This is a genomic window from Aquimarina sp. TRL1, assembly GCF_013365535.1.
Taxonomy (GTDB): Bacteria; Bacteroidota; Bacteroidia; order Flavobacteriales; family Flavobacteriaceae; genus Aquimarina; species Aquimarina hainanensis.
On record NZ_CP053590.1, the window covers coordinates 4,746,824 to 4,765,875 of the forward strand.

The 19,052-nt window shown below is 32.2% G+C and carries 18 protein-coding genes; 8 read left to right on the top strand and 10 right to left on the bottom strand.

The window, feature by feature from the left end; translation table 11 throughout:
* Nucleotides 1-30 precede the first annotated feature (30 nt).
* From HN014_RS19590 to HN014_RS19600, 3 genes are all read right to left on the bottom strand, one after another.
* Entirely contained in the window at nucleotides 31-1,170 is a 1,140-nt protein-coding gene (locus HN014_RS19590) for an amidohydrolase (RefSeq protein ID WP_254884045.1), read from the bottom strand.
* Between the two features lie 333 nt (nucleotides 1,171-1,503).
* Nucleotides 1,504-1,995, bottom strand: coding sequence for a TlpA disulfide reductase family protein (locus tag HN014_RS19595; RefSeq protein ID WP_176030525.1), 492 nt, complete (start codon nucleotides 1,993-1,995; stop codon nucleotides 1,504-1,506).
* Between the two features lie 476 nt (nucleotides 1,996-2,471).
* Entirely contained in the window at nucleotides 2,472-3,977 is a 1,506-nt protein-coding gene (locus HN014_RS19600; protein ID WP_176030526.1) for a GH3 auxin-responsive promoter family protein, read from the bottom strand.
* A 617-nt stretch (nucleotides 3,978-4,594) separates the two neighbouring features.
* Between HN014_RS19600 and HN014_RS19605 the strand changes: the two genes are divergently transcribed.
* Together HN014_RS19605 and HN014_RS19610 are read left to right on the top strand one after the other, a co-directional pair.
* Nucleotides 4,595-6,145 (top strand): FAD-dependent oxidoreductase, encoded by a 1,551-nt coding sequence (locus HN014_RS19605; RefSeq protein WP_176030527.1) that lies wholly within the window; start codon nucleotides 4,595-4,597, stop codon nucleotides 6,143-6,145.
* A gap of 19 nt (nucleotides 6,146-6,164) precedes the next feature.
* Nucleotides 6,165-7,001 (top strand): hypothetical protein, encoded by an 837-nt coding sequence (locus HN014_RS19610; protein ID WP_176030528.1) that lies wholly within the window; start codon nucleotides 6,165-6,167, stop codon nucleotides 6,999-7,001.
* Nucleotides 7,002-7,214: 213 nt separating this feature from the next.
* On the opposite strand, the gene HN014_RS19615 is transcribed toward HN014_RS19610, so the two are convergent.
* Nucleotides 7,215-7,949, bottom strand: coding sequence for a hypothetical protein (locus HN014_RS19615; protein WP_176030529.1), 735 nt, complete (start codon nucleotides 7,947-7,949; stop codon nucleotides 7,215-7,217).
* 504 nt (nucleotides 7,950-8,453) lie between these two features.
* On the opposite strand from HN014_RS19615, the gene folE reads away from it, so the two are divergent.
* The 4 genes from folE to HN014_RS19635 all read left to right on the top strand — a co-directional run bounded on the left by folE (nucleotide 8,454) and on the right by HN014_RS19635 (nucleotide 11,452).
* Complete coding sequence (folE, locus tag HN014_RS19620; protein WP_176030530.1) at nucleotides 8,454-9,116, top strand: GTP cyclohydrolase I FolE; 663 nt, start codon at nucleotides 8,454-8,456, stop codon at nucleotides 9,114-9,116.
* An 89-nt stretch (nucleotides 9,117-9,205) separates the two neighbouring features.
* On the top strand, nucleotides 9,206-9,787 hold the full coding sequence (locus HN014_RS19625) for an ABC transporter ATP-binding protein (protein WP_254884046.1): 582 nt from the start codon (nucleotides 9,206-9,208) through the stop codon (nucleotides 9,785-9,787).
* Nucleotides 9,784-11,028 (top strand): FtsX-like permease family protein, encoded by a 1,245-nt coding sequence (locus HN014_RS19630; RefSeq protein ID WP_176030532.1) that lies wholly within the window; start codon nucleotides 9,784-9,786, stop codon nucleotides 11,026-11,028. Before HN014_RS19625 ends, HN014_RS19630 begins: the two co-directional genes overlap by 4 nt.
* Entirely contained in the window at nucleotides 11,018-11,452 is a 435-nt protein-coding gene (locus HN014_RS19635; RefSeq protein WP_176030533.1) for a hypothetical protein, read from the top strand. Before HN014_RS19630 ends, HN014_RS19635 begins: the two co-directional genes overlap by 11 nt.
* 6 nt (nucleotides 11,453-11,458) lie before the next feature.
* On the opposite strand, the gene HN014_RS19640 is transcribed toward HN014_RS19635, so the two are convergent.
* Genes HN014_RS19640 through HN014_RS19650 form a run of 3 tightly spaced genes read right to left on the bottom strand, consistent with a single transcriptional unit; the run spans nucleotide 11,459 to nucleotide 14,062 of the window.
* Nucleotides 11,459-12,082, bottom strand: a complete 624-nt coding sequence (locus tag HN014_RS19640) for a flavin reductase family protein (protein ID WP_176030534.1) — start codon at nucleotides 12,080-12,082, stop codon at nucleotides 11,459-11,461.
* 9 nt (nucleotides 12,083-12,091) lie between these two features.
* Nucleotides 12,092-13,402: an AarF/ABC1/UbiB kinase family protein gene (locus HN014_RS19645; RefSeq protein ID WP_176030535.1), complete on the bottom strand. Its 1,311-nt coding sequence runs from the start codon at nucleotides 13,400-13,402 to the stop codon at nucleotides 12,092-12,094.
* On the bottom strand, nucleotides 13,403-14,062 hold the full coding sequence (locus HN014_RS19650) for a TetR family transcriptional regulator C-terminal domain-containing protein (protein WP_176030536.1): 660 nt from the start codon (nucleotides 14,060-14,062) through the stop codon (nucleotides 13,403-13,405).
* A 589-nt stretch (nucleotides 14,063-14,651) separates the two neighbouring features.
* Here HN014_RS19650 and HN014_RS19655 point away from each other — a divergent pair.
* A complete protein-coding gene (locus HN014_RS19655; RefSeq protein ID WP_176030537.1) occupies nucleotides 14,652-15,350 on the top strand; it encodes a hypothetical protein in 699 nt (232 codons plus the stop codon).
* Nucleotides 15,351-15,627: 277 nt separating this feature from the next.
* Entirely contained in the window at nucleotides 15,628-16,116 is a 489-nt protein-coding gene (locus HN014_RS19660; RefSeq protein WP_176030538.1) for a hypothetical protein, read from the top strand.
* A gap of 88 nt (nucleotides 16,117-16,204) precedes the next feature.
* On the opposite strand, the gene HN014_RS19665 is transcribed toward HN014_RS19660, so the two are convergent.
* The 3 genes from HN014_RS19665 to HN014_RS19675 all read right to left on the bottom strand — a co-directional run bounded on the left by HN014_RS19665 (nucleotide 16,205) and on the right by HN014_RS19675 (nucleotide 19,013).
* The gene (locus tag HN014_RS19665) at nucleotides 16,205-17,074 is read right to left on the bottom strand and encodes a type IV pili methyl-accepting chemotaxis transducer N-terminal domain-containing protein (RefSeq protein ID WP_176030539.1); all 870 of its coding nucleotides are present in this window, start codon (nucleotides 17,072-17,074) and stop codon (nucleotides 16,205-16,207) included.
* Nucleotides 17,075-17,298: 224 nt separating this feature from the next.
* Nucleotides 17,299-17,835 carry a hypothetical protein gene (locus HN014_RS19670; RefSeq protein WP_176030540.1) on the bottom strand — a complete coding sequence of 179 codons (537 nt, stop codon included), beginning with the start codon at nucleotides 17,833-17,835 and terminating at the stop codon, nucleotides 17,299-17,301.
* Nucleotides 17,836-18,059: 224 nt separating this feature from the next.
* Nucleotides 18,060-19,013, bottom strand: a complete 954-nt coding sequence (locus tag HN014_RS19675) for a helix-turn-helix domain-containing protein (protein WP_176030541.1) — start codon at nucleotides 19,011-19,013, stop codon at nucleotides 18,060-18,062.
* Nucleotides 19,014-19,052 lie beyond the last annotated feature (39 nt).

Here is a 19,052-nt window from a genome sequence, read left to right on the forward strand (position 1 = left end):
TGACATCTTAATTTTTACTATGTTTGTTTTTTATTTTTCCTCTAAAATATTTAGAATTATTGATTTAAACATCGAATATCCTGTACGAATTAATTCATCAGGAAAATCATAGTCCGCATTATGCAATGCCGGGGTTGATATCCCTGCCCCCAAACCAAACATCGCTGTTTTAGTTGACTGTGAATACCAGCCAAAATCTTCTCCAAATTTAAAAGGGTATTTTCTCTCTGTTATTTTATATTCATTTTCTATAGCTGCTCTTCTTACGTAGATGTTACTTTCCTGATCATTCTTACTGGCTGGAAAATATTCTAACCATTTTAACTCATATTCTATCCCATGATCCTCACTTGTCTCATCTAATATCTTTTTAATTGTTGATTTTAAGCTATCCATTTTTTCACTACTCCAAGTACGTATTGTATAATGCAATTCTCCTCTTCCTGGTGATATCCCATAAGACTCTTGCCCCATAATGATATGAACAGGTGTCAATATGGCAAAAGAACTTTCTTCCGGATTCGTAACATTGAGTTTTGAAATTAAACGCACCATCTCCGACATACATAATGCTGGATTTATCCCATTTTCTGGTTCCGATGCATGTGATTCCTTTCCTTTTACTTTTACTATAAAACTTTGTACTTCTGCAGAAAAACCGCTTTCTAATAGTATAATACTATGAAGTGGTTCTTTAGGGATATTATGAAGAGCGAATACATAATCTGTTTTAAGCTTTTTATAATTTTCATCACTCATTATTTTCGCTGCTCCTTCTCCTGTTTCTTCTGCTGGCTGAAATAATAAGATTACTTTTCCCCTATTCAATTCACTATTCTTTAACCAATACACCAAACTAGTCACAATTGCCATATGACCATCATGTCCACATTTATGAGAAACTCCTTTGTAGATTGATTTGTAATCCATCGGGGTATCTTCCTGGATTGGAAGCGCATCTAGTTCGCAACGAATCGTTATCGTTTTCCCTTTTTCAGGATATTCATACACCACCGCTAAACCAGTTCCTCCAATACCCTCTATTATTTTGGTTGGATTATGCCCTTTTATAAAATTTTTAATTATCGATGCTGTGGTATACTCTACATTAGACAACTCTGCTTTTGAGTGAAGTTCTCTTCGTAATCCTATTATTTCTTTATTATTCAATTGTATTTATTCTTTTGCTTGAATCTTTATCTGAAATTGGGCACAACGATTTTGTGTATGACTCGTTTCGGAAAATCATAGCTGATTTTCTGCCGTTATCTAAAGATAATGAATTGCAATGAATACGATTAAAAAATTAACTTACAATGAGTTGCCTAAGCGGTTATTTAGTTGTTTTATAGATGGGTTCTTCTTATTACTAACGATATCAGCTATCAGTAGTTGAGAAATTTCACTCCCCAACCTTTCTGTTTTTCAATGGCTTTTGTCTTAGTTTATAAGTACGTTTTTATCACTTAAATCGCTATTACTTATACGCCGCGTTGCCAGTAGTTATTCTATTTTTTCAATTATTTTTTTTAAAGATTCACTATCCAAATTACTCGTGTGTTTAGTAATTAGTTTTCCTTGAGCGTTATAAAAATAAGTAGTTGGTCTTGTATTTATACCGTATTCAGACAATTTTTTAACACTTTTTAGGTACTTAAAGTTATAAGGTTTCGATTCAGAAAATTTAGTAATTTTAGCAAGAGACTCATCTGAAATCATTATGAAATTCACATTTTCTCCTACTTGTTTTTTTACCTCTTCAAAATATGGAAATTCTTTAATGCAAGGAACACACCAAGTCGCCCAATAATTTACAACTAAAGGTTTTCCCAAATATTCATTTAATTCAACTTTGGTTCCGTTTAAGTTTGAGACTTCAACTTGGTTTAAAGAAATATCGGGTTGAATAACGAATTTAAAATAAAGAACTATGACCGTAAGTACAAACAAAAACCCTCCAACTGTAAACCCTATCCAAAATGATTTTTTATTCATAATTTATTTTATTGAGAGATTACCAAAAATTAGGAACACAAAAACCGTTACTACTAAAAGGCATATAAAACCAACTAACAATCCAACTACGAAACTTGTTTTTTTATTCATTTTCTTATCGTTTTTGTATTCTTAATATCTATCAGACGTTTAATACCAAAAAATGTAACAGCTTCCTTTTATAATTTAATTACTTCTAACAACAAAAAAAAGTATATATCTCCCATCTATGAGAATTTACAAATTAAAAAATAACTATTTCTTTGATTACATTAGAAATGAATAAAAATATAGTCTATTTCATCACAAAGACTTACCCAAAAAGTAAGCCTTTGATAGGTTATACGCCCTATGCATCGTTTATAATGGATCATGTATCAATGCTGTATCCAGGTAAAAACCTGTATGAATCTAAAAAAATAAAGAGCTGTTTAAAACGGTTTTAATACGGTGCTCTAACAAAACTCTAATCCCTTCTAAACTATAGTTTTTTTGTTTTTGACAATTGCATAAACAATTTCTTTATCTAAAATAATTCTCGGTAGTTTTTTATGGATTGGATCACTGTTTTTTTCTTTAAACCACTGATCTATATCGGCACCAGGAACAACATGAAGGCTACTTGAGTTCATTGTTTGAATTTCATTTAAAAAATAGTCATAAAGAGGGTTTGCTTCGCATAATGCCTTATCAAGTGCCATGCATAACTCTTTTTCAGAAGACTTGTCGAGTTTAGATAAAAAGTCTGTTTCCTCGAAATACCAGCAATATGAAGGTTTATCACTATCATAATTCTCTGCTAAGAAAAACTCCTTAAAAACTATCCCGTGCACAGCCGTAAACTGTGCAATAGCGTTTTCTACCTGTGTAATTGACGTTTTTTCAGAAACAAGGTTTAGTGTTAATAAAGTACGTCCGGCAATTTTAAAACGAAGTGGCTTTTTAGAATACAATTGCACAACATCTCCTAAGACGTAACTAAAAGTTCCATTTCCTGTGGTCACAGCTATAACGTATTTTTCTTCAACTTCAAGCTCATGCATAAGTAATCGTTTTGAATAGTCATTATTCCAATAGTTTTTAACCGGAATAAATTCAAAAAATACTACTGTTGGAAAAAACTGAAAAACATCTGGATTCTCTACAGCTTCTCCTCCATAAAAACCTTCACTACTAACATATGAGTCCAGGTAAGAAAAGTTTTTACCCAATAACTCTTCAAGCTTTTTCTTATAGGGTCGATAATTAACTCCCGAAGTCATTAAGAGGTCAACATCATCAAAACAATATGCATATTCCTCTTTCGAGAGGTTTTCTTTTAAATAGGTAAAAAGTTCAACAACAGAAGCAGGTATCCCGGCAACTGTACCAAACTTATGACCAATCACCTCTTGTTTATATCGAAAAAACTTTTCTTTTAAATCGATACAATTCACCGTTTCCTCTGAAGGGATCAATAATTTTTTGATAAGTTTAGGAGTCTTTTTATGAGTGATAAGACCTGATATCATTCCAATAGGAATACCTCCTGAGGTTTTTCCTGTTTCTATACGAGAACATATAATTAAATGTTTCTTGGCGATAAAATTGTATTGCCGTCTTTTTTGCATAGCAATACTTATCATCGTCTTTTTGCACTTCTGGATAGCTCCTATCAGATGTTTCGTTATTGGAATTAATTTTTTAACACCTGTAGTACCGGATGATTCGACAAAATATGCTGGTCTTTTATTAAATATCACTTTTTTTTCTCCGGCTCCTTCCCGATCCCAATAGGGAGCAATATCTTCATAATGCATCACAGGAACCCGTTTTTGATATTCTTCAATTGAATCAATTGATTCAAAATCATATCTCTTTCCAAATTCTGATTTATCGGAAAGGTTCAATATCTTTTTTAACGTTTTCCACTGTTGTTTAGTAATTTCATTTTTTTCATACGTAATTTCTTTATATCTAAAAATGACATTAAGTATACCCATTATATTATTTATGTTATGTGTGAATTTTAGTTCTTGATAAACTACTGTTTGCATCAGGTTTATCATTGCTTTTTAATGAAGTAGTGCCAAAATAAAGCTTTTCAAATCAAATAAAGACCTATCCTAAAAAATTAGTATTTTATTAGGAATTGACCATAATTACAGTCATTAGTATTCAGAGAGTTCCGGAGTTCCTGTTACTTATTGTTAATTTTTAGTTAAACAGAAACAGGCTGGATTACCTTCTCCCGATCTGGAGTATCACAGTTAGTTTTAGACAGAAGTATTCAATTTGCATATATCTTAAAGGATAGCAAAAAAATATAATTAATTGTTAACTATTCTTATTAGGTATTTCAAAACAAAAAAGCCTTCTATATTAGCCTTCTTATTCACTCTAAAAAAACCTGACAAAACCATGAATTACTATCTTTTTTCTACTTATTATCTATAAGCTATTTTTTACGGAGTTACTCAATCTCAAACAGGCTTATTAATACAATCCCCAAAATCAAATCTAACAGGTTTTATCATCAGATAATTTACAATCTTAAGACTAATTAAAAAGTATTCCCTGAACTCACTTTAAGGAATACTTCTACTCAAAAAACCAAAAAATGTTAACACCATTACCTAAAACAAACACCGATTCAAACAGTAACCCTATACCTCATGTCGCTATATTCGGAGCAGGTATTTCTGGATTAAAAACTGCTCATGAATGTATAAAAAAAGGCTTTCGTGTTTCAATATATGAAGCCAGAGAACAACCCGGAGGAAAGTGTATCGGTTTTATGAATTCGGGATTACCATACGAATTGACACATCGTCAAATGTTTTCGTCAAACCCGGTTCTATTAAATACATTAAAAGAAATATCGACTTCAGAAGGAGACAACTTAATGACTAAAATCGAGCCACTTCCTAAGGCTCAATTTGTATGGGCTCAAAAAAACAAAACTGTTCATTTTTCTCAAAAACATTTTAATGTATTTACAGAGCTTATTTATAATTTAAAATCTGCATGGTCCATGCTTGTTGATGGGGTCCCTATAAAAGATGTTTATTGGTTTCGTACCCGATTATCAGCTAAAGTCATCCAGAAATCTGACATGAATTCTCCAGTTTCCAGCTATTTAGAGTATGACAAGCGCCCTTTATTAGCTTCTTTCTTACGGAAGGTGCTTTCTTCCTGGATTGCAGCAACGGACAATACAAGAACAGGAGATATTCTACAATTACTTTTAAACAAAAAAATACCTCCCTCCTCCTTATCTCCTGCAACATATAGTGTCACCCTAAACGGACCTATCAATGACACACTAATTATTCCCTGGTATCAATATTTAAAAGAACAAGGAGTAAACTTTCATTTTAATACGGCATTAAAAGATATAAAATTGTCAAATTCAAAATGTCAGTATGCTATTCTAGACAATGGAGTCACAGTACAGGCTGACTTTTTTATTATTGCTATCCCTCCATATCAAACATTAAATATCCTTCCGGAATTAAAACCTCTTTTAAAGGTTGAAAGTGTAAAAAGTCACGGTTTTCAACTGCATCTAAAAAAAATTCCTAGTACCTTCAAAAATAAATCAATTGGGATCATAATTGATTCGGCGTGGGGACTTAGTTACAAGCTATATCATAGCGGAAAATACAATAATACTGTCTTTGCAGAAAACATACAGGCAACACTTTCTATAACTGCTACCAGAATGGAACACGCAAAAGGGATTTTGTATCACAAAACACTTCTAGAGTGTAACCAACAGGAAATACATGATGAAATCTTAGCCCAATTGGGATTATTCTCTCCTGAATTTAACGATTGTTTTTTTAATACGATACAAGCCGGACCAGGAGCATTAATTGTCAGAAAACAAGAAGCCAATAACCCAAAATATAAAAATTGGTTTAAAGGACCTGAAATTGTAGACCCTTATGGAAATGCTGCTCATTGGTTAGTGCAAAACCAGTTAGAAAACCCAACTTGTTCCAATGGTGTATCTACCGACTCTTGTTTAGCTTCCAATGTTTTTATTGCTGGAGAATGGCTTAATCATCCTCAGCAAAAATGGACTGTCCCTTCTACAATAGAAAGGAGTATGGAAAACGCACAACTTTGTGTAAATGATGTCATGAAAGAAGCAACACTAGTATAAATTAATTCTTGTACCTTATATGATTACAAAAATAACCCTTCAAAAAAACAGTTATTATCCACTCATAACATCTTTACTTTTCTTTTCTATGGCTTTTATCTATTGCCATGGGATTGTATCTCTAGCTAAAGCAAGTGTATGGTTTGAATTATCGATAACGATTCTCATACTTCTAATTGGACTTCCTTTCTTTCAAAAAACAGATAATTTTGCGGAGATCAGGAGGTTGTTAATTTTAGAAACCACATTTAATGTTTTATGCTTAATTACTAAATTTTCACCTCTTGATATCCCTATATGGTCAAAAACGCTTGACATTGCTTTTTCTGTTTTTTTCCTATTACAAATAATGGGGTTTATCGTTTCTCAAATTAAGAAAAAGACCTGGACCAGTATTCCTGCTTCTATAGCATTAGCTATTTCAATTATTTTATGGAACTTAAGCGGAAGCGGGGTGCTAATCACTGCAAATAATGAAATCCAGTTTTGGGGCGGAAATGCTCCTAAACATTTACAATTGATTTATTTCTTATGGTTACTAAACATTTTACTGGTGGAGTATCGTGCTTTACTTCCTAAATTAACCGTTGTACTAGCTCATATTGCTTCCTTTATAGTCGCGTACAATTCTGAAGAGTTCTTTCACGCTAGGATTTTAACAGCAAGTCATCTGTTTGTTCTTAATTGCATATTTGTTTATAAAAATCAACATTGGGGAGGAACTTCTTATGCTAGTATTTCCTATTTAGAGAAGTTTAAACAGAATTCTACGTATTATATGGGGTTATCAATAATCCTAAATATATTAGCTCTTAGTATATTAGTAATTCATCTAATACATAAATTTCTAAGCTGATTTTTATCTTTGAATAAAAGCTGAGAAAGCAAAACACTTAAAATTAGTAAACAAGGTAATACCTACTGAAAATCAATAGGTATTACCTTGTCTATATTTTTCTATTCCTTTTTTCCCTTCTGATTCTATCAGAGCCACCACACGAATTCTATTATCTAATAAGACTACTTTTTCCATCAAGAAATAAGATATTTAGTACTTTGTTTATGGCAATTATCTGTTTTTCTTTATTTCATTTTCTAAAAGCGATAAAATCCTTTCCAGTAATTTTATCACTGCATTACACTCCTCAACAACAATGGTATTAACTCCTTCAAAACCAATTAAGTGGTTTTTGTATGCTATATCTGAAATTAAGTGACCAAAAGCTACTGCTAATTTCTTATCGTTCCAGTCATGCCATTGGTGAGTTGGGATAGGTATCTTATTTGAATAAGATTGAATATATTCAAGTCCAGAATTCCAAAGTATTTGCTCATTTTCATAGAGGTTTTCAGTCTGATTTTTCCAATCTGCTATAAAATATTTTAATGAATCATTTGATATTAATGCGATTTCACCAGAAGATATTAATGTGTTAATGACTCCTTTGGAAGGATTGGTCATTCCAAACATAAATTGATTCGAATGAAATTCCTCAAAGGAGCTATAGCCTGCTTTTCCTGTGATAATTTGTTCGATATATTTTTTTAATTTCGGCGCTATTGAAGTTCTTAATAACTGTTTTTCTCTTATTCGTTCCTTATTTAATGTAAACTCTTTCTGTAAATCTATTAAAATTTTCTCTTCTTTTTTACTTTCAATTCGATGTTGATTCCAATTGTTTACTTGTAAAGCCAATAGTATTCCTAACATCACGAGAGGAATTTCCCCAATTGCAAAAACTATGTAATTTTTTAAACTTCCATTTTCGATTATTTCTTGTCTTATTTTTCGAATTAATTTCATCGATTTTTTTGTTTTCTTTACCGCTAACAATATAACACCATGCTATTGAATTTAACAAAATATTTTAGTTTCGATAAAACTATCTAAAAGAAGGATGTTTTAAACGATCTGTAACTTGTCCAAGAAATCTTATTGTAATCCCTTGTCGAAAGTAATCATCTTTTGGATACCAATTTAGTATAGGTTTCTGCCTGTCGCTTTTTTAAAATTATTTATACGGCTGTCAGTCATTCTTATACGTAAGTTCATTCTATAATTGAAGTTTCTATGTTTCATAACACTTTATGCCCTATCTCATCTCCTCCTCTCTCAATTAAGTAATATGAGAATACACTATAGGTTATTTTCTCCTCTTTTATTCCCTTTCCTCTTCTGGTATATACTTCCTATCCTGATCCATATACACCCAACTCTCCAATTATTTTAGGATTTCCCTACACCCATGGGATTAAAATATTATCTATATTTGCAACAAGGTCGCATTAATAAATTAGATGAATACCAATGGATAAAAATGCTATAGAATTTATGGGGGAACACCATATATCAAGTAACTCGCAAACTCCTCTTCGAAAAGATGCTTTTGATAAATCGGATGATGAAAAAATTAAAAATATTCAACAGCATTTTGCTAAGATAATGGAAGAGCTTGGATTAGATATTACTGATGACAGCCTATCGGGTACTCCTTACCGGGTTGCCAAAATGTACGTTAAGGAATTGTTCTATGGGCTAAATCCTATTGCCAGACCAACTATCTCGACTTTTTCTAATAAATATAATTACAAAAAAATACTCGTAGAACAAGATATTGAAATTAACTCTTCATGTGAACATCACTTCTTACCTATAGTAGGAAAGGCTCATATAGGGTATATCCCCAAAGAACGGGTTATTGGATTATCCAAGATCAATCGGCTGGTTGACTATTATGCGCACAGACCTCAGGTTCAGGAACGTTTATGTACTCAGATATTAGAGGATCTTCAAAACACTTTAAACACCCAAGATGTCATTGTAGTAATCACGGCGAAACACCTATGCGTATCTTCCCGGGGAATTAAAGACAAGGAAAGCTTTACAACTTCTATAGAATATGGTGGCGTCTTCCAAAATCAAAACGAAAGAAATGAATTCTTTACCATTCTAAAATGCCCTGATATATAGTGTACTTCTTTTTCTAAAAACAAAATTTGACATCTGAATTTATGATTCAAACACAAAACATACACTTCCAATATAAAAAGGAAAAAAAAATGTTTCGATTCCCTGATATCCATTTAGAAAGGCAAGAACACCTACTCATTTTAGGAGTATCCGGTATTGGAAAAACAACTTTTCTTCATATTCTTGCTGGTATTTTAAAACCTAACAAGGGATCTGTAAAAATCGGGAATATTGACATCTCTTTATTATCCAATCGTGCTTTGGATACCTTTCGAGGCAGTTCAATAGGGCTGGTTTTTCAAAAAAATCTGGCGATTCCCTCTTTATCTCTATTAGATAGTCTTAAAGCTCGTCTCTTTTTTTCTAAAAAACCCATAGATTCAAAACGTATTAATGCTTTATTAAAACGCGTGCAGTTATATCCTTATAAACACAAAAAAATCAGACAACTTAGTCAGGGGCAATTACAGCGACTGAGTATTGCATTAGCTGTCATACATCAACCAACATTAATTTTAGCCGATGAACCAACCTCTAGTCTGGATACTGAAAACTGCAATAATATGATGCAACTTTTACTGGAAGAAGCTAAAGAACATAATGCCAATCTAATTGTAATCACGCATGATGATCGGATTAAGCCCTTATTTACCAAATCAATTACCCTATGAATCTATTAAGAATAGTATGGGCTTCAATTACGGATAAACCATTACATAGTTTTTTAAGTGTTTTTGTTTTTTCTATGAGTATTGCACTCATTATATGGATTCAGCAAATACATGTTTCTTTACAGCATCAATTGCTCAATACTTCTTACGGGGTTGATCTTGTTGTAGGTGCTAAAGGGAGCCCTTTACAGCTTGTTTTATCCTCTGTTTTGCATATAGATACTCCTACCGGGAATATCCCCTATAACAAAGCTAAAAAAATTGCTAAAAACCCTATGATTTCCACTGCCATCCCTATCTCTTATGGTGATAACTATAAAGGGTATCGAATTTTAGGAACTACGAAGGACTATGCAAAACTGTTCAATGCGCATCTACAGGAAGGAAATCGCATAGAAAAGCCTATGCAAGTAATACTCGGACATACTGTAGCAACAGAACTACAGCTTCAGGTAGGAGATACTTTTTTTAGCAGTCATGGATTATTAGAAAATTCAATAGACATACACGCTACCCCACTGACGATTACCGGCATTTATGCTCCTACTAATAATGTCATAGATCGTCTTATTCTTACTAATTTAGAAACCATCTGGGATATTCATGATCATGAAGGTCATCACTCACATACTCCTCATAAGAAAGAGGCACATCTTCCCTCTCATCAAAACGATTCTATTACAACTGAGGAACCTCAAGAAATTACTTCTTTGCTTATCACCTTCAGAAACCCAAGAGCTTTTTTGACACTTCCGCGAAACATCAATAAAAAAACGAATATGCAAGCTGCTATTCCTAAATATGAATTAGAGAAACTCTATCAGTACACAGGCACCGGAATTAAGACAATTACCCTTATTGCTTATGGTATTTTAGGTATTTCATGTCTTATCATATTTGTCAACCTGTATAGAATGGTGAAAGACCGTTCTTTTGAGCTTGCCCTCTTTAGAACCTATGGAGCTGGTCATTGGCAGTTAATCCAATTAATTTTATTAGAAGGAATCATACTAGCACTTGCAGCTACTATGATAGGCGTACTTATTTCTCAAATTGGGATATATTACCTGCAAAACAGCATAGAACAAGCATACAAACAACATATTGAATTTTCACTTCCTATTACAGAAATTGCTTTAATAACCGGAATGATTTTTTTGGTCATCCTAATTGCATGTTTGTTTTCAATTCTTCCGATTTTCAAGATGAACATCTCTAAAATTTTAAATAATGAGAATTAGTTTATTTATTGTAGGAGCCTTCCTATGCCACACAACGCTTTTCGGTCAACAAAAAATTACCTGGAAAGATCTTGCTGATGTTACTTTTACCGAAAAATTTTTCCCAGCTTATGGAGAATATTTTTTATACCCCTCCTATGGGGAAAGCGTGAAGAAATTAGAAAACAAACAGGTCGTTATCAGAGGATATTTTCTCAATATAGTACCAGAAGAAAACTTGTATATATTATCGCAAAAACCAATGGCCTCTTGTTTTTTTTGTGGAATGGCAGGTCCTGAGACTGCTATAGAAGTACAATTCAAAAAAAAGCAATCCTTCAAAACAGACGATATCCTATCCATATCTGGCACACTAAAATTAAATGCAGATGATATAGAACATTTTAATTACATCCTTACTGATTGCAAGGTGGTTCGCAAATAAATCCCTCTAGTTTACCTTAACACGCTGATACGGTAATCTTTTGCTCTTTTCGGGTATCGCATATCCATCCAGTCCATTAATGGTTGCTACTTGTGCTTTAGACAAATCAATAAACCCTTCATCGGTAAGCAATTCTTCATTGACAAATAATTCTTTTATTTCTCCTACTAATAAAATTGTATCATTACTTTTTATCGTATACTCTTCGACATACTTCATCAACATTTGTACTGGAGCTCCTGCTACAAAAGGCAACATACATCCACTTTTATATTCAGGAGTTAAGTTTGTTTTGTCGAATTCAGAAATCTCCTTTGGGTATTTAGCAGATGTATGATGCGCTGCTTCAATCAACGGTTTATGTATATGGTTTATCGTATAGTAGCTCCCTTCTTTTATATTGTCATAGGTATTTCTCGGAACCGTTAAGGGGCGAAATATCATTCCTAATAAAGGGGGATTAGATCCTAAATGGACAACAGAGCTAAAAACAGCAACATTCGTATCTCCATTTGCTGCAACAGATCCGATAAGGTTTGCTGATTTAAAACCTGAACAACTATTAATCAGATTAATCTTATACAGATGTTCCATTGCATCGATTTCCGCTCTTGATATCTTTTTTTTCATCCTGTAAATTTATAATTGTGAGAAACGATTGATCTCTATGTTGTCTGCCTTCAGATCATGCATCAGGTTATACAACCCAAAAAAGGTTCTATTCATATAAATAAAATGTCTTGATCCTCTATTTCCATTCATTTTACGAAGTGTGGTATCTTTTGAAAAACGTTCTCCCAGAGAAGCTATTTTTTCAAAAAAAACAGGGTCAGAAAAATCAAAATGCGAAACATGAAAGGGTTGTGTAAATAAGCTGAGCATATCATGAAACATCGATATAAAAAATCGTTCTTCTTCCTGGCTATCGTCTTCTTTTAGAATTTCCAGTTCGAATAGTTTTTTTCTAAAAAAATCAGCATTATTGAGATTTTCTTTTTTAGCTAACTCAAAATAAGGCACATAAAAAGTATCTGGTATAACCTTAACACATCCAAAATCCAATACCACCAGTTCTGTATTCTTTGTCACCAGAAAATTCCCGGGATGAGGATCTGCGTGAACTTTTTTGACTTCATGAATTTGAAACATATAAAAATCCCACAACGCCTGTCCTATAATATTAGCTTTTTCTCTAGACACATTTGATGCAGTATACTCTGACAGGTGCACTCCTTCCATCCAATCCATGGTTATAATCTGCTTCCCGGAAAATTCAGGGTAATATGTAGGAAAAGAAATGTTGGGAATGTGGCCACATGCTTTGGCTAGTTCTTCACTTTGGGAAACCTCTAAAATATAATCCGTTTCTTCTTCTAGTTTTTCTCTAACTTCTTTGAAATATTGATCAGACCCCTTCCCCTGAATATTAAACATTTTAATAGCAATAGGTTTGACTAATGCTAAATCAGATACAATACTTTGTGCCACACCTGGATATTGAATTTTCACAGCAAGTTTTTTTCCATTTTTTTCTGCCAGGTGGACTTGGCCTATACTTGCGGCATTAATAGCATTAGTATCAAACCTATCGAACAGCTCTTGGGGGGATTTTCCAAAATATTTTTTAAACGTTTTTATAACCAATGGAGGGGATAACGGAGGAACAGAAAATTGAGATAATGAAAACTTCTCTACATAAGCACCTGGTAGTAAGTTTTTTTCCATGCTTAGCATTTGAGCTACCTTTAATGCACTTCCTTTTAAGTTTTTCAGACTATCATAAATATCTTCTGCATTTGCATTATCCAACTTTTGTTTTGCCTTGTCTTCATCACCAGCAAGGCGATCTCCATAATACTTAATGTAATTAACACCAACTTTTGCGCCTGTTTGAAGTAATTTTGAAGCTCGTTGTATTTTCCCTATCGGAATAGAATTAATTGTCTTCATCTAATACTTTTTTAATGTTTCTTTCCATAAAAACTTCCCTAAGTCTACAACACTTTTAACAGGTTCTATACGAACCAAATCAAAATAAGCAACTAGCAACTTTTCTATAAAAAGATCTGTTTTCTCAAAACCAGGAGAAGTGTCGTTTTTCCAGAAATTGATAAACATAACCAGCTTCCCCCACACCATTTCATCAAAGCCTTTATCCTGAAACGTATTGAGTCTGTTATTCTTGAAATCTATTTTTCTAAACGCTAAGTCTCTTGAATATGCTTTCACTTCTTCTTTTAATTGCGAGAAAAAATGAATGCTTTTTAACGGGGTCTTTTGCTTGTCTAAAACAAAAAGCACAAAGCTTCTGTTAGCCGTCAAAATTTCAAAAAAAGTATAGAAAAAACTGAGTAACTTATCCTTTAGCTGAAAATCTCTATATGCTTCATTTTCTGATAATAATTGTAACGTATGTTCTAAAAATGCAGAAAATGCACTTTTTTCAATCGATTCAAAAGAAGTATATGAAGCATAGAATGTGGCTTCTGAAATATCACAATGAGCTGCAAATACAAATACATTATCAGGAGCTTTCCCATTTGTAAGCACATATTCCATATAATGCTCCATTATTTTCATTTTATCCGACACCTCAACATGCTGACTCATAATTTTTTATTTTAAATCGTTCATTACAAAGTTACAAAAATTGTTTAATCTTTTTCAAAAAACATTAAACAAAATATATTATTCAAAGAATGAGCACCTTATCATGTACATATTTATTGCCCTACCAGGTTCTTATATAATTACGCGTGATACAATCGATAAACACTGCCCCTGTGTACTGACAGTTCTAGTATGCTATAAAGCAAAAAAACACCACTTTTTACGGTGATGTTCTTTTAGTTAAATGACACTAACAAAAGAAGTAAAAAACGTATCATTTAAAGGATTTCATTTATGATACTTCTAAGGTATTAATATTCATCCTGACTCAAAAATAGTTTATCCATACAATTTTTATGTGTAATACTTGTTTCTTATCAGCGCAAAACCAGCACAATACTAATTTCCAATACCTTAGATAATTTTAAGTGTTTTTTTGTTTAAACATAAAATGAAATTCCATATAAATTCATGTAATTCCTAACCTTCTAATAGTGAATTCACATCTGTTGTTTTGAATACTCATTTTTAATGTATCTTTATCTTTAATCAATTCAAAGGAAAACAAAACATCACAAAACGAACTTTTATGAAAAAAAAGAGAGCTTCTCTTCTTGCAGTATTACTATTGTTCTGTATCCAATTTTCTTTTTCTCAAAACTGCGAAGCCATTTCTCCTTATAAAAAGGGGATGTCATTAGAGTACACGAATTACAATAAAAAAGGTAAAGTTACCTCTGTTGAAAAACATTTTATAAAAGAAGTCAATCATACTAGTGGAAATCTAGCTATTCATATAGAAACTTCCATGCTTAAAGGAAAAAATAAAGCGGGGAATAATACCTATATTCTGCGATGTGAAGATGGAAATTTTTTTATCGATATGGCTAATTATATCTCTCATAACCAAAACGGACAGAAGGGGTCATTTAGTATCAATGCTAAGGGAGATTTTTTAGAATTTCCTCCTAATATGACTACAGAAACAGTACTAAAAGACGGGACTATTTCTTTACAAATTGGAGATAGCGATGCTTCTCTCTCTATTTCCGAAATGAAGGTCCTAAACAGAAAAGTAATAGAACGAAGTGACCTTACAACTCCTGCAGGAACTTTTAAAGGATATAAAATGAAATTTGATTACCTGTTCGAAATGGGCTTTATTAAGTTTCGAGGATCTGGTGTAGAATGGTACGTAGAAGGCATCGGTATCATTCGTACAGAGAGTTATTCGAAAAAAGGAAAATTAAAATGGGTTCGTGAATTAACAAAAATGAATACGATCTAATAAAAAACAAATCTTACTACCCTCCTTCCTATATCAGAGCATGTATCATGCTCTTTTTTTATATCGTATATAGGGGATTTCCCCCTGTATTTTAGAGGAAAAAGACGCTAACGATTCCCATTATATTGAAGTTCAATAATGCTGGAATCTCAATCTATACGGCATATATACATTTGTCTCAACACTTGTTTAGAATCAGTGGTTCTAAAAACAGATTATCTTCTGTTATCTGTATAAAAACACACAGAGGCAAATCATTATTTAAAAACGAACTAAAATGAAAAAATTAATGTATCTATCCGTAGTATCCGTAATCATGGCATTAACCGCCTGTAATAAGGATGAAGTAAACGAGTCTATGGATTTCCAACAAGATGAAAAAACCGGACAGGTAGAAATCATAGATAGCAAAGAAAATAAAAATCTGGTGATTGGAATTGCCCCGGGTTTATATGGTCCCAAAAAGGTTAAAGCATTGAAAAACGTGACGTATGCATATCACGGACATCCAACAGCATTGAATAATATTCCTCCTAATAAAAGACGGTATAAGATTTATTTTCAGGTAAAAAACCCTGCAAAACCGGACGTAGAATGGGATCCTGTTGATTCTTTTGAAGTCGATTCGAATATTACCTCCTTAAAATTTCCAAAATTCGGAACTAATAATAAAGCAAAATGGAGAATTATTTATTCGATGTATCACAAAAATAATTCATTCTTTACCTACTCTTTTAAAAAGAAGGTTACTGTAATAAACAATTAGAAACATAGAAATAAAAGAGCGCATTACATGCGCTCTTTTTGTTAAGCTTAAAAAATGTTTGTTTAAAGCTGTATCCTTTTTTAAAAGTTTACAGTTTTACTTTCTCATACAAAACTGTGATTTCATTAAATACACTGGTTAATTCATTACTAATTTTATATATATCATTCACATCAAAACCATGATCCATCAATTTTAATCTATTCTTTTTTATTGAATTCCATTTAGAAAAAGCTAAACCTATCTTTTCATCTATTTGTGGAGTATTAAATTTCGAAATTAATAACTTATTAATTGAGCCATCTAATTCATGGAAAACATTGGTAAGCATTTGATCGGAGTTTTTATCTTTCAGAGCTATTTGATTTGCATAATAATAAAAAGCTAAGCGCTGGGATAACATTCGCTGTCTTCCCGATATATCTATAGTCATATTTAGTTCCAATTCATCTTCTACAGAATATGTTTTTTCTAATTCATTAGAAATATTTTTATGAGACTCTTTAGAGTCTGATATAATTGATAACACTACTGCATTAGATGCCTGTAATAAGTCTGTATTTGTATCTATTATCTTTTTTGCATTTTCATAATTAGGGGTAGATTCTATTAACTTCTTAAAATCTGTCCACATCTGATTAACTACTTCTATTCGATCTTTAGTTCTTTTAGATCTTGCATTTTGTAATAATACACGATTTTGCTCTTCAAATATGATCTGACTAGAAAGTAGATCCTTTTTTGCTTGTTGCGCATTCGGCTTACTTAATAAAAATAAATATGCTTTAGACATTTTTTGACTTAACATCCGTTGTTTTCCTGCTACATTTACTGCATTATGATATGTTAAAGAACCATATTTGGTGTTTAATTGAGCTGAAATACTGGTTCCTAAAAACACCAAGCTAATGATCAGCAGATATTGTATTTTTTTGTTTGGGGCGAGTGTTAATTTCATTTAATATAAGTTTTAAGATTTACAATTTGTTTACTTAGCTATTTTTGACTTAGAAATCATGTCAGGAAAAGAGTGGGGTTATTTAGCCATTATATATAAACAAAAGTAATATCTCTCTTACATTTCAGATATGATAAATATCATGTGGAAACTAGAAAAAATAACATGTCATAAAAATTAGGAAAGAAAAAGTTAAGTATCTAGGCCATACTGATGATAAAGAACTATAATTGCTGAATATTTATATGAGAAAATGTCATCTTTTGCTCCTTTTCTCTTTTTACTTGTTCTTTTATTTTTTCTAATGAATCTTCTACTTCATATGACAAAAAGATTCGAACCGGTACATCTGTATTAAAATAGGTATCAATCGTACTCGCTTCTTTAGTGGTTTTTGATATCGATCCAATTGCAATAGGCTCATCATCGCTTACTCCTACATACCGCAATAAACAATATCCTCCTTTCTTTAATACTATGGCTGGCATTGAAGAATCTGTAAGTGTTGAGCTAACACTAATATTATAGGATCCTGGTGATAGCGATATAATGCCTGTTTTCTTATCTAATCGAATGGATTCACCATATTGTTCTATCGTAGTATTGAGTATTCTTGTATGTCTTCCTTCTTTTAGTGGTGCAATTGGCATTGTATATTCAGCATATTCAGCATAGTCTAATAACATAGTCGTATGTATTCGGTCACAACCTAAAAAAAATACCCAGATTAATCCTATAAAAAATGTAGTGTAAACCTTCATACGGCCATTGATTGATTTGTGATTCGGGAATAAAACTACGAAAGTGGTCTAAAAGAAATATTTCATCTTATTTCATATATAGATTTTCCCTTTAACTAATACTACAAAGACGTCATAAAAAAATAAATGTGTCACCTCCCTGTGAAACCTATCCTGTAATATATATGTAGAAATATCAGATTCAATATTTACTGGTATTCTTTATATAAAAAAGCATGCTGAAGTTATACTTCTAAAAAATGAGAGGATCGTATGGCACTTTTGTTCTTATAATCCCGGGGGGTGATTCCTTTAATTCTTTTAAATGCTTTATAAAAAGTAGATTTGGATTTAAATCCGGACTCCAAACCAATCCCCGTAATAGAATAATGTGCATATTCCTTTCTTCTAAGCATTTTACATGTTTCTTCTACTCTATAAGTATTAATACATCGGGTAAAATTCTCATGAGTAAGCTTATTAATCAGCTGAGATAAGTAATTAGCACTGATTCCCAGCATATTTGCTACCATGGATAAACTCACATCTTGATTTTTATATATTTTTTTTGTTTCCACAAGCGTTAAAAAAGCCTGGAAATAAGAATTATCATCTGTATAAACGTTTTTTTTACGTGCGAATAGGTGGGTCATTTTTTTTTCTAATAACTGTGCTATCAGTTGAAACATCTGTAGATGGTGTTTGGTAAAAAAACCTATTTCAGAATGTTCTGAATCAATCACTCCTATCACTTGGTTATTACAAAAAATAGGAACCGTTAATTCTGAACTTCGGGGCTTATCATCAATAATATATCTTTCATCATCTTCTGTATCATCTACAATCTCTGGAACTCCACTCGTCGCAACATGTCCCACAATTCCCTGACGTAACGGGATTACAATTGGGCTTACTACCTTTCTTTCCTTTTTGTTTTTTTTGCCATAGGCTGCTTTCTGTACCAATGTATTCGACTTATGATCCAATATATAAATAACACAGTCTTCCAGATTGAGTTGGGAGATACAGTTTTCTGTAATGCTCCACAATACCTCATGTACCGAATGTTTATCAAATAAGGAAGTGGCAAAATAATTAAGTATGGATAATGCTTGTATATGCTCCTTCCCTATTGTCTTTACTATTTCTTCCTCAAAAAACTGAAGTAATCCTTGCTTGTTATCTGTGTCAAAATACATATAGCTTGCATAGTTTTGATTGTACCATACAAACCTATA

What these genes read in the sequence shown, in the direction of transcription:
- HN014_RS19615 (WP_176030529.1), bottom strand. Translation starts at nt 7,949, where the DNA reads ATGAAATTAATTCGAAAAATAAGACAAGAAATAATCGAAAATGGAAGT.
- HN014_RS19675 (WP_176030541.1), bottom strand. Translation starts at nt 19,013, where the DNA reads ATGTATTTTGACACAGATAACAAGCAAGGATTACTTCAGTTTTTTGAG.
- HN014_RS19600 (WP_176030526.1), bottom strand. Translation starts at nt 3,977, where the DNA reads ATGGGTATACTTAATGTCATTTTTAGATATAAAGAAATTACGTATGAA.
- HN014_RS19670 (WP_176030540.1), bottom strand. Translation starts at nt 17,835, where the DNA reads ATGAAGGTTTACACTACATTTTTTATAGGATTAATCTGGGTATTTTTT.
- HN014_RS19630 (WP_176030532.1), top strand. Translation starts at nt 9,784, where the DNA reads ATGAATCTATTAAGAATAGTATGGGCTTCAATTACGGATAAACCATTA.
- HN014_RS19605 (WP_176030527.1), top strand. Translation starts at nt 4,595, where the DNA reads ATGTTAACACCATTACCTAAAACAAACACCGATTCAAACAGTAACCCT.
- HN014_RS19660 (WP_176030538.1), top strand. Translation starts at nt 15,628, where the DNA reads ATGAAAAAATTAATGTATCTATCCGTAGTATCCGTAATCATGGCATTA.
- HN014_RS19655 (WP_176030537.1), top strand. Translation starts at nt 14,652, where the DNA reads ATGAAAAAAAAGAGAGCTTCTCTTCTTGCAGTATTACTATTGTTCTGT.
- HN014_RS19640 (WP_176030534.1), bottom strand. Translation starts at nt 12,082, where the DNA reads ATGAAAAAAAAGATATCAAGAGCGGAAATCGATGCAATGGAACATCTG.
- HN014_RS19635 (WP_176030533.1), top strand. Translation starts at nt 11,018, where the DNA reads ATGAGAATTAGTTTATTTATTGTAGGAGCCTTCCTATGCCACACAACG.
- HN014_RS19650 (WP_176030536.1), bottom strand. Translation starts at nt 14,062, where the DNA reads ATGAGTCAGCATGTTGAGGTGTCGGATAAAATGAAAATAATGGAGCAT.
- HN014_RS19595 (WP_176030525.1), bottom strand. Translation starts at nt 1,995, where the DNA reads ATGAATAAAAAATCATTTTGGATAGGGTTTACAGTTGGAGGGTTTTTG.
- HN014_RS19665 (WP_176030539.1), bottom strand. Translation starts at nt 17,074, where the DNA reads ATGAAATTAACACTCGCCCCAAACAAAAAAATACAATATCTGCTGATC.
- HN014_RS19625 (WP_254884046.1), top strand. Translation starts at nt 9,206, where the DNA reads ATGTTTCGATTCCCTGATATCCATTTAGAAAGGCAAGAACACCTACTC.
- HN014_RS19645 (WP_176030535.1), bottom strand. Translation starts at nt 13,402, where the DNA reads ATGAAGACAATTAATTCTATTCCGATAGGGAAAATACAACGAGCTTCA.
- folE (WP_176030530.1), top strand. Translation starts at nt 8,454, where the DNA reads ATGGATAAAAATGCTATAGAATTTATGGGGGAACACCATATATCAAGT.
- HN014_RS19610 (WP_176030528.1), top strand. Translation starts at nt 6,165, where the DNA reads ATGATTACAAAAATAACCCTTCAAAAAAACAGTTATTATCCACTCATA.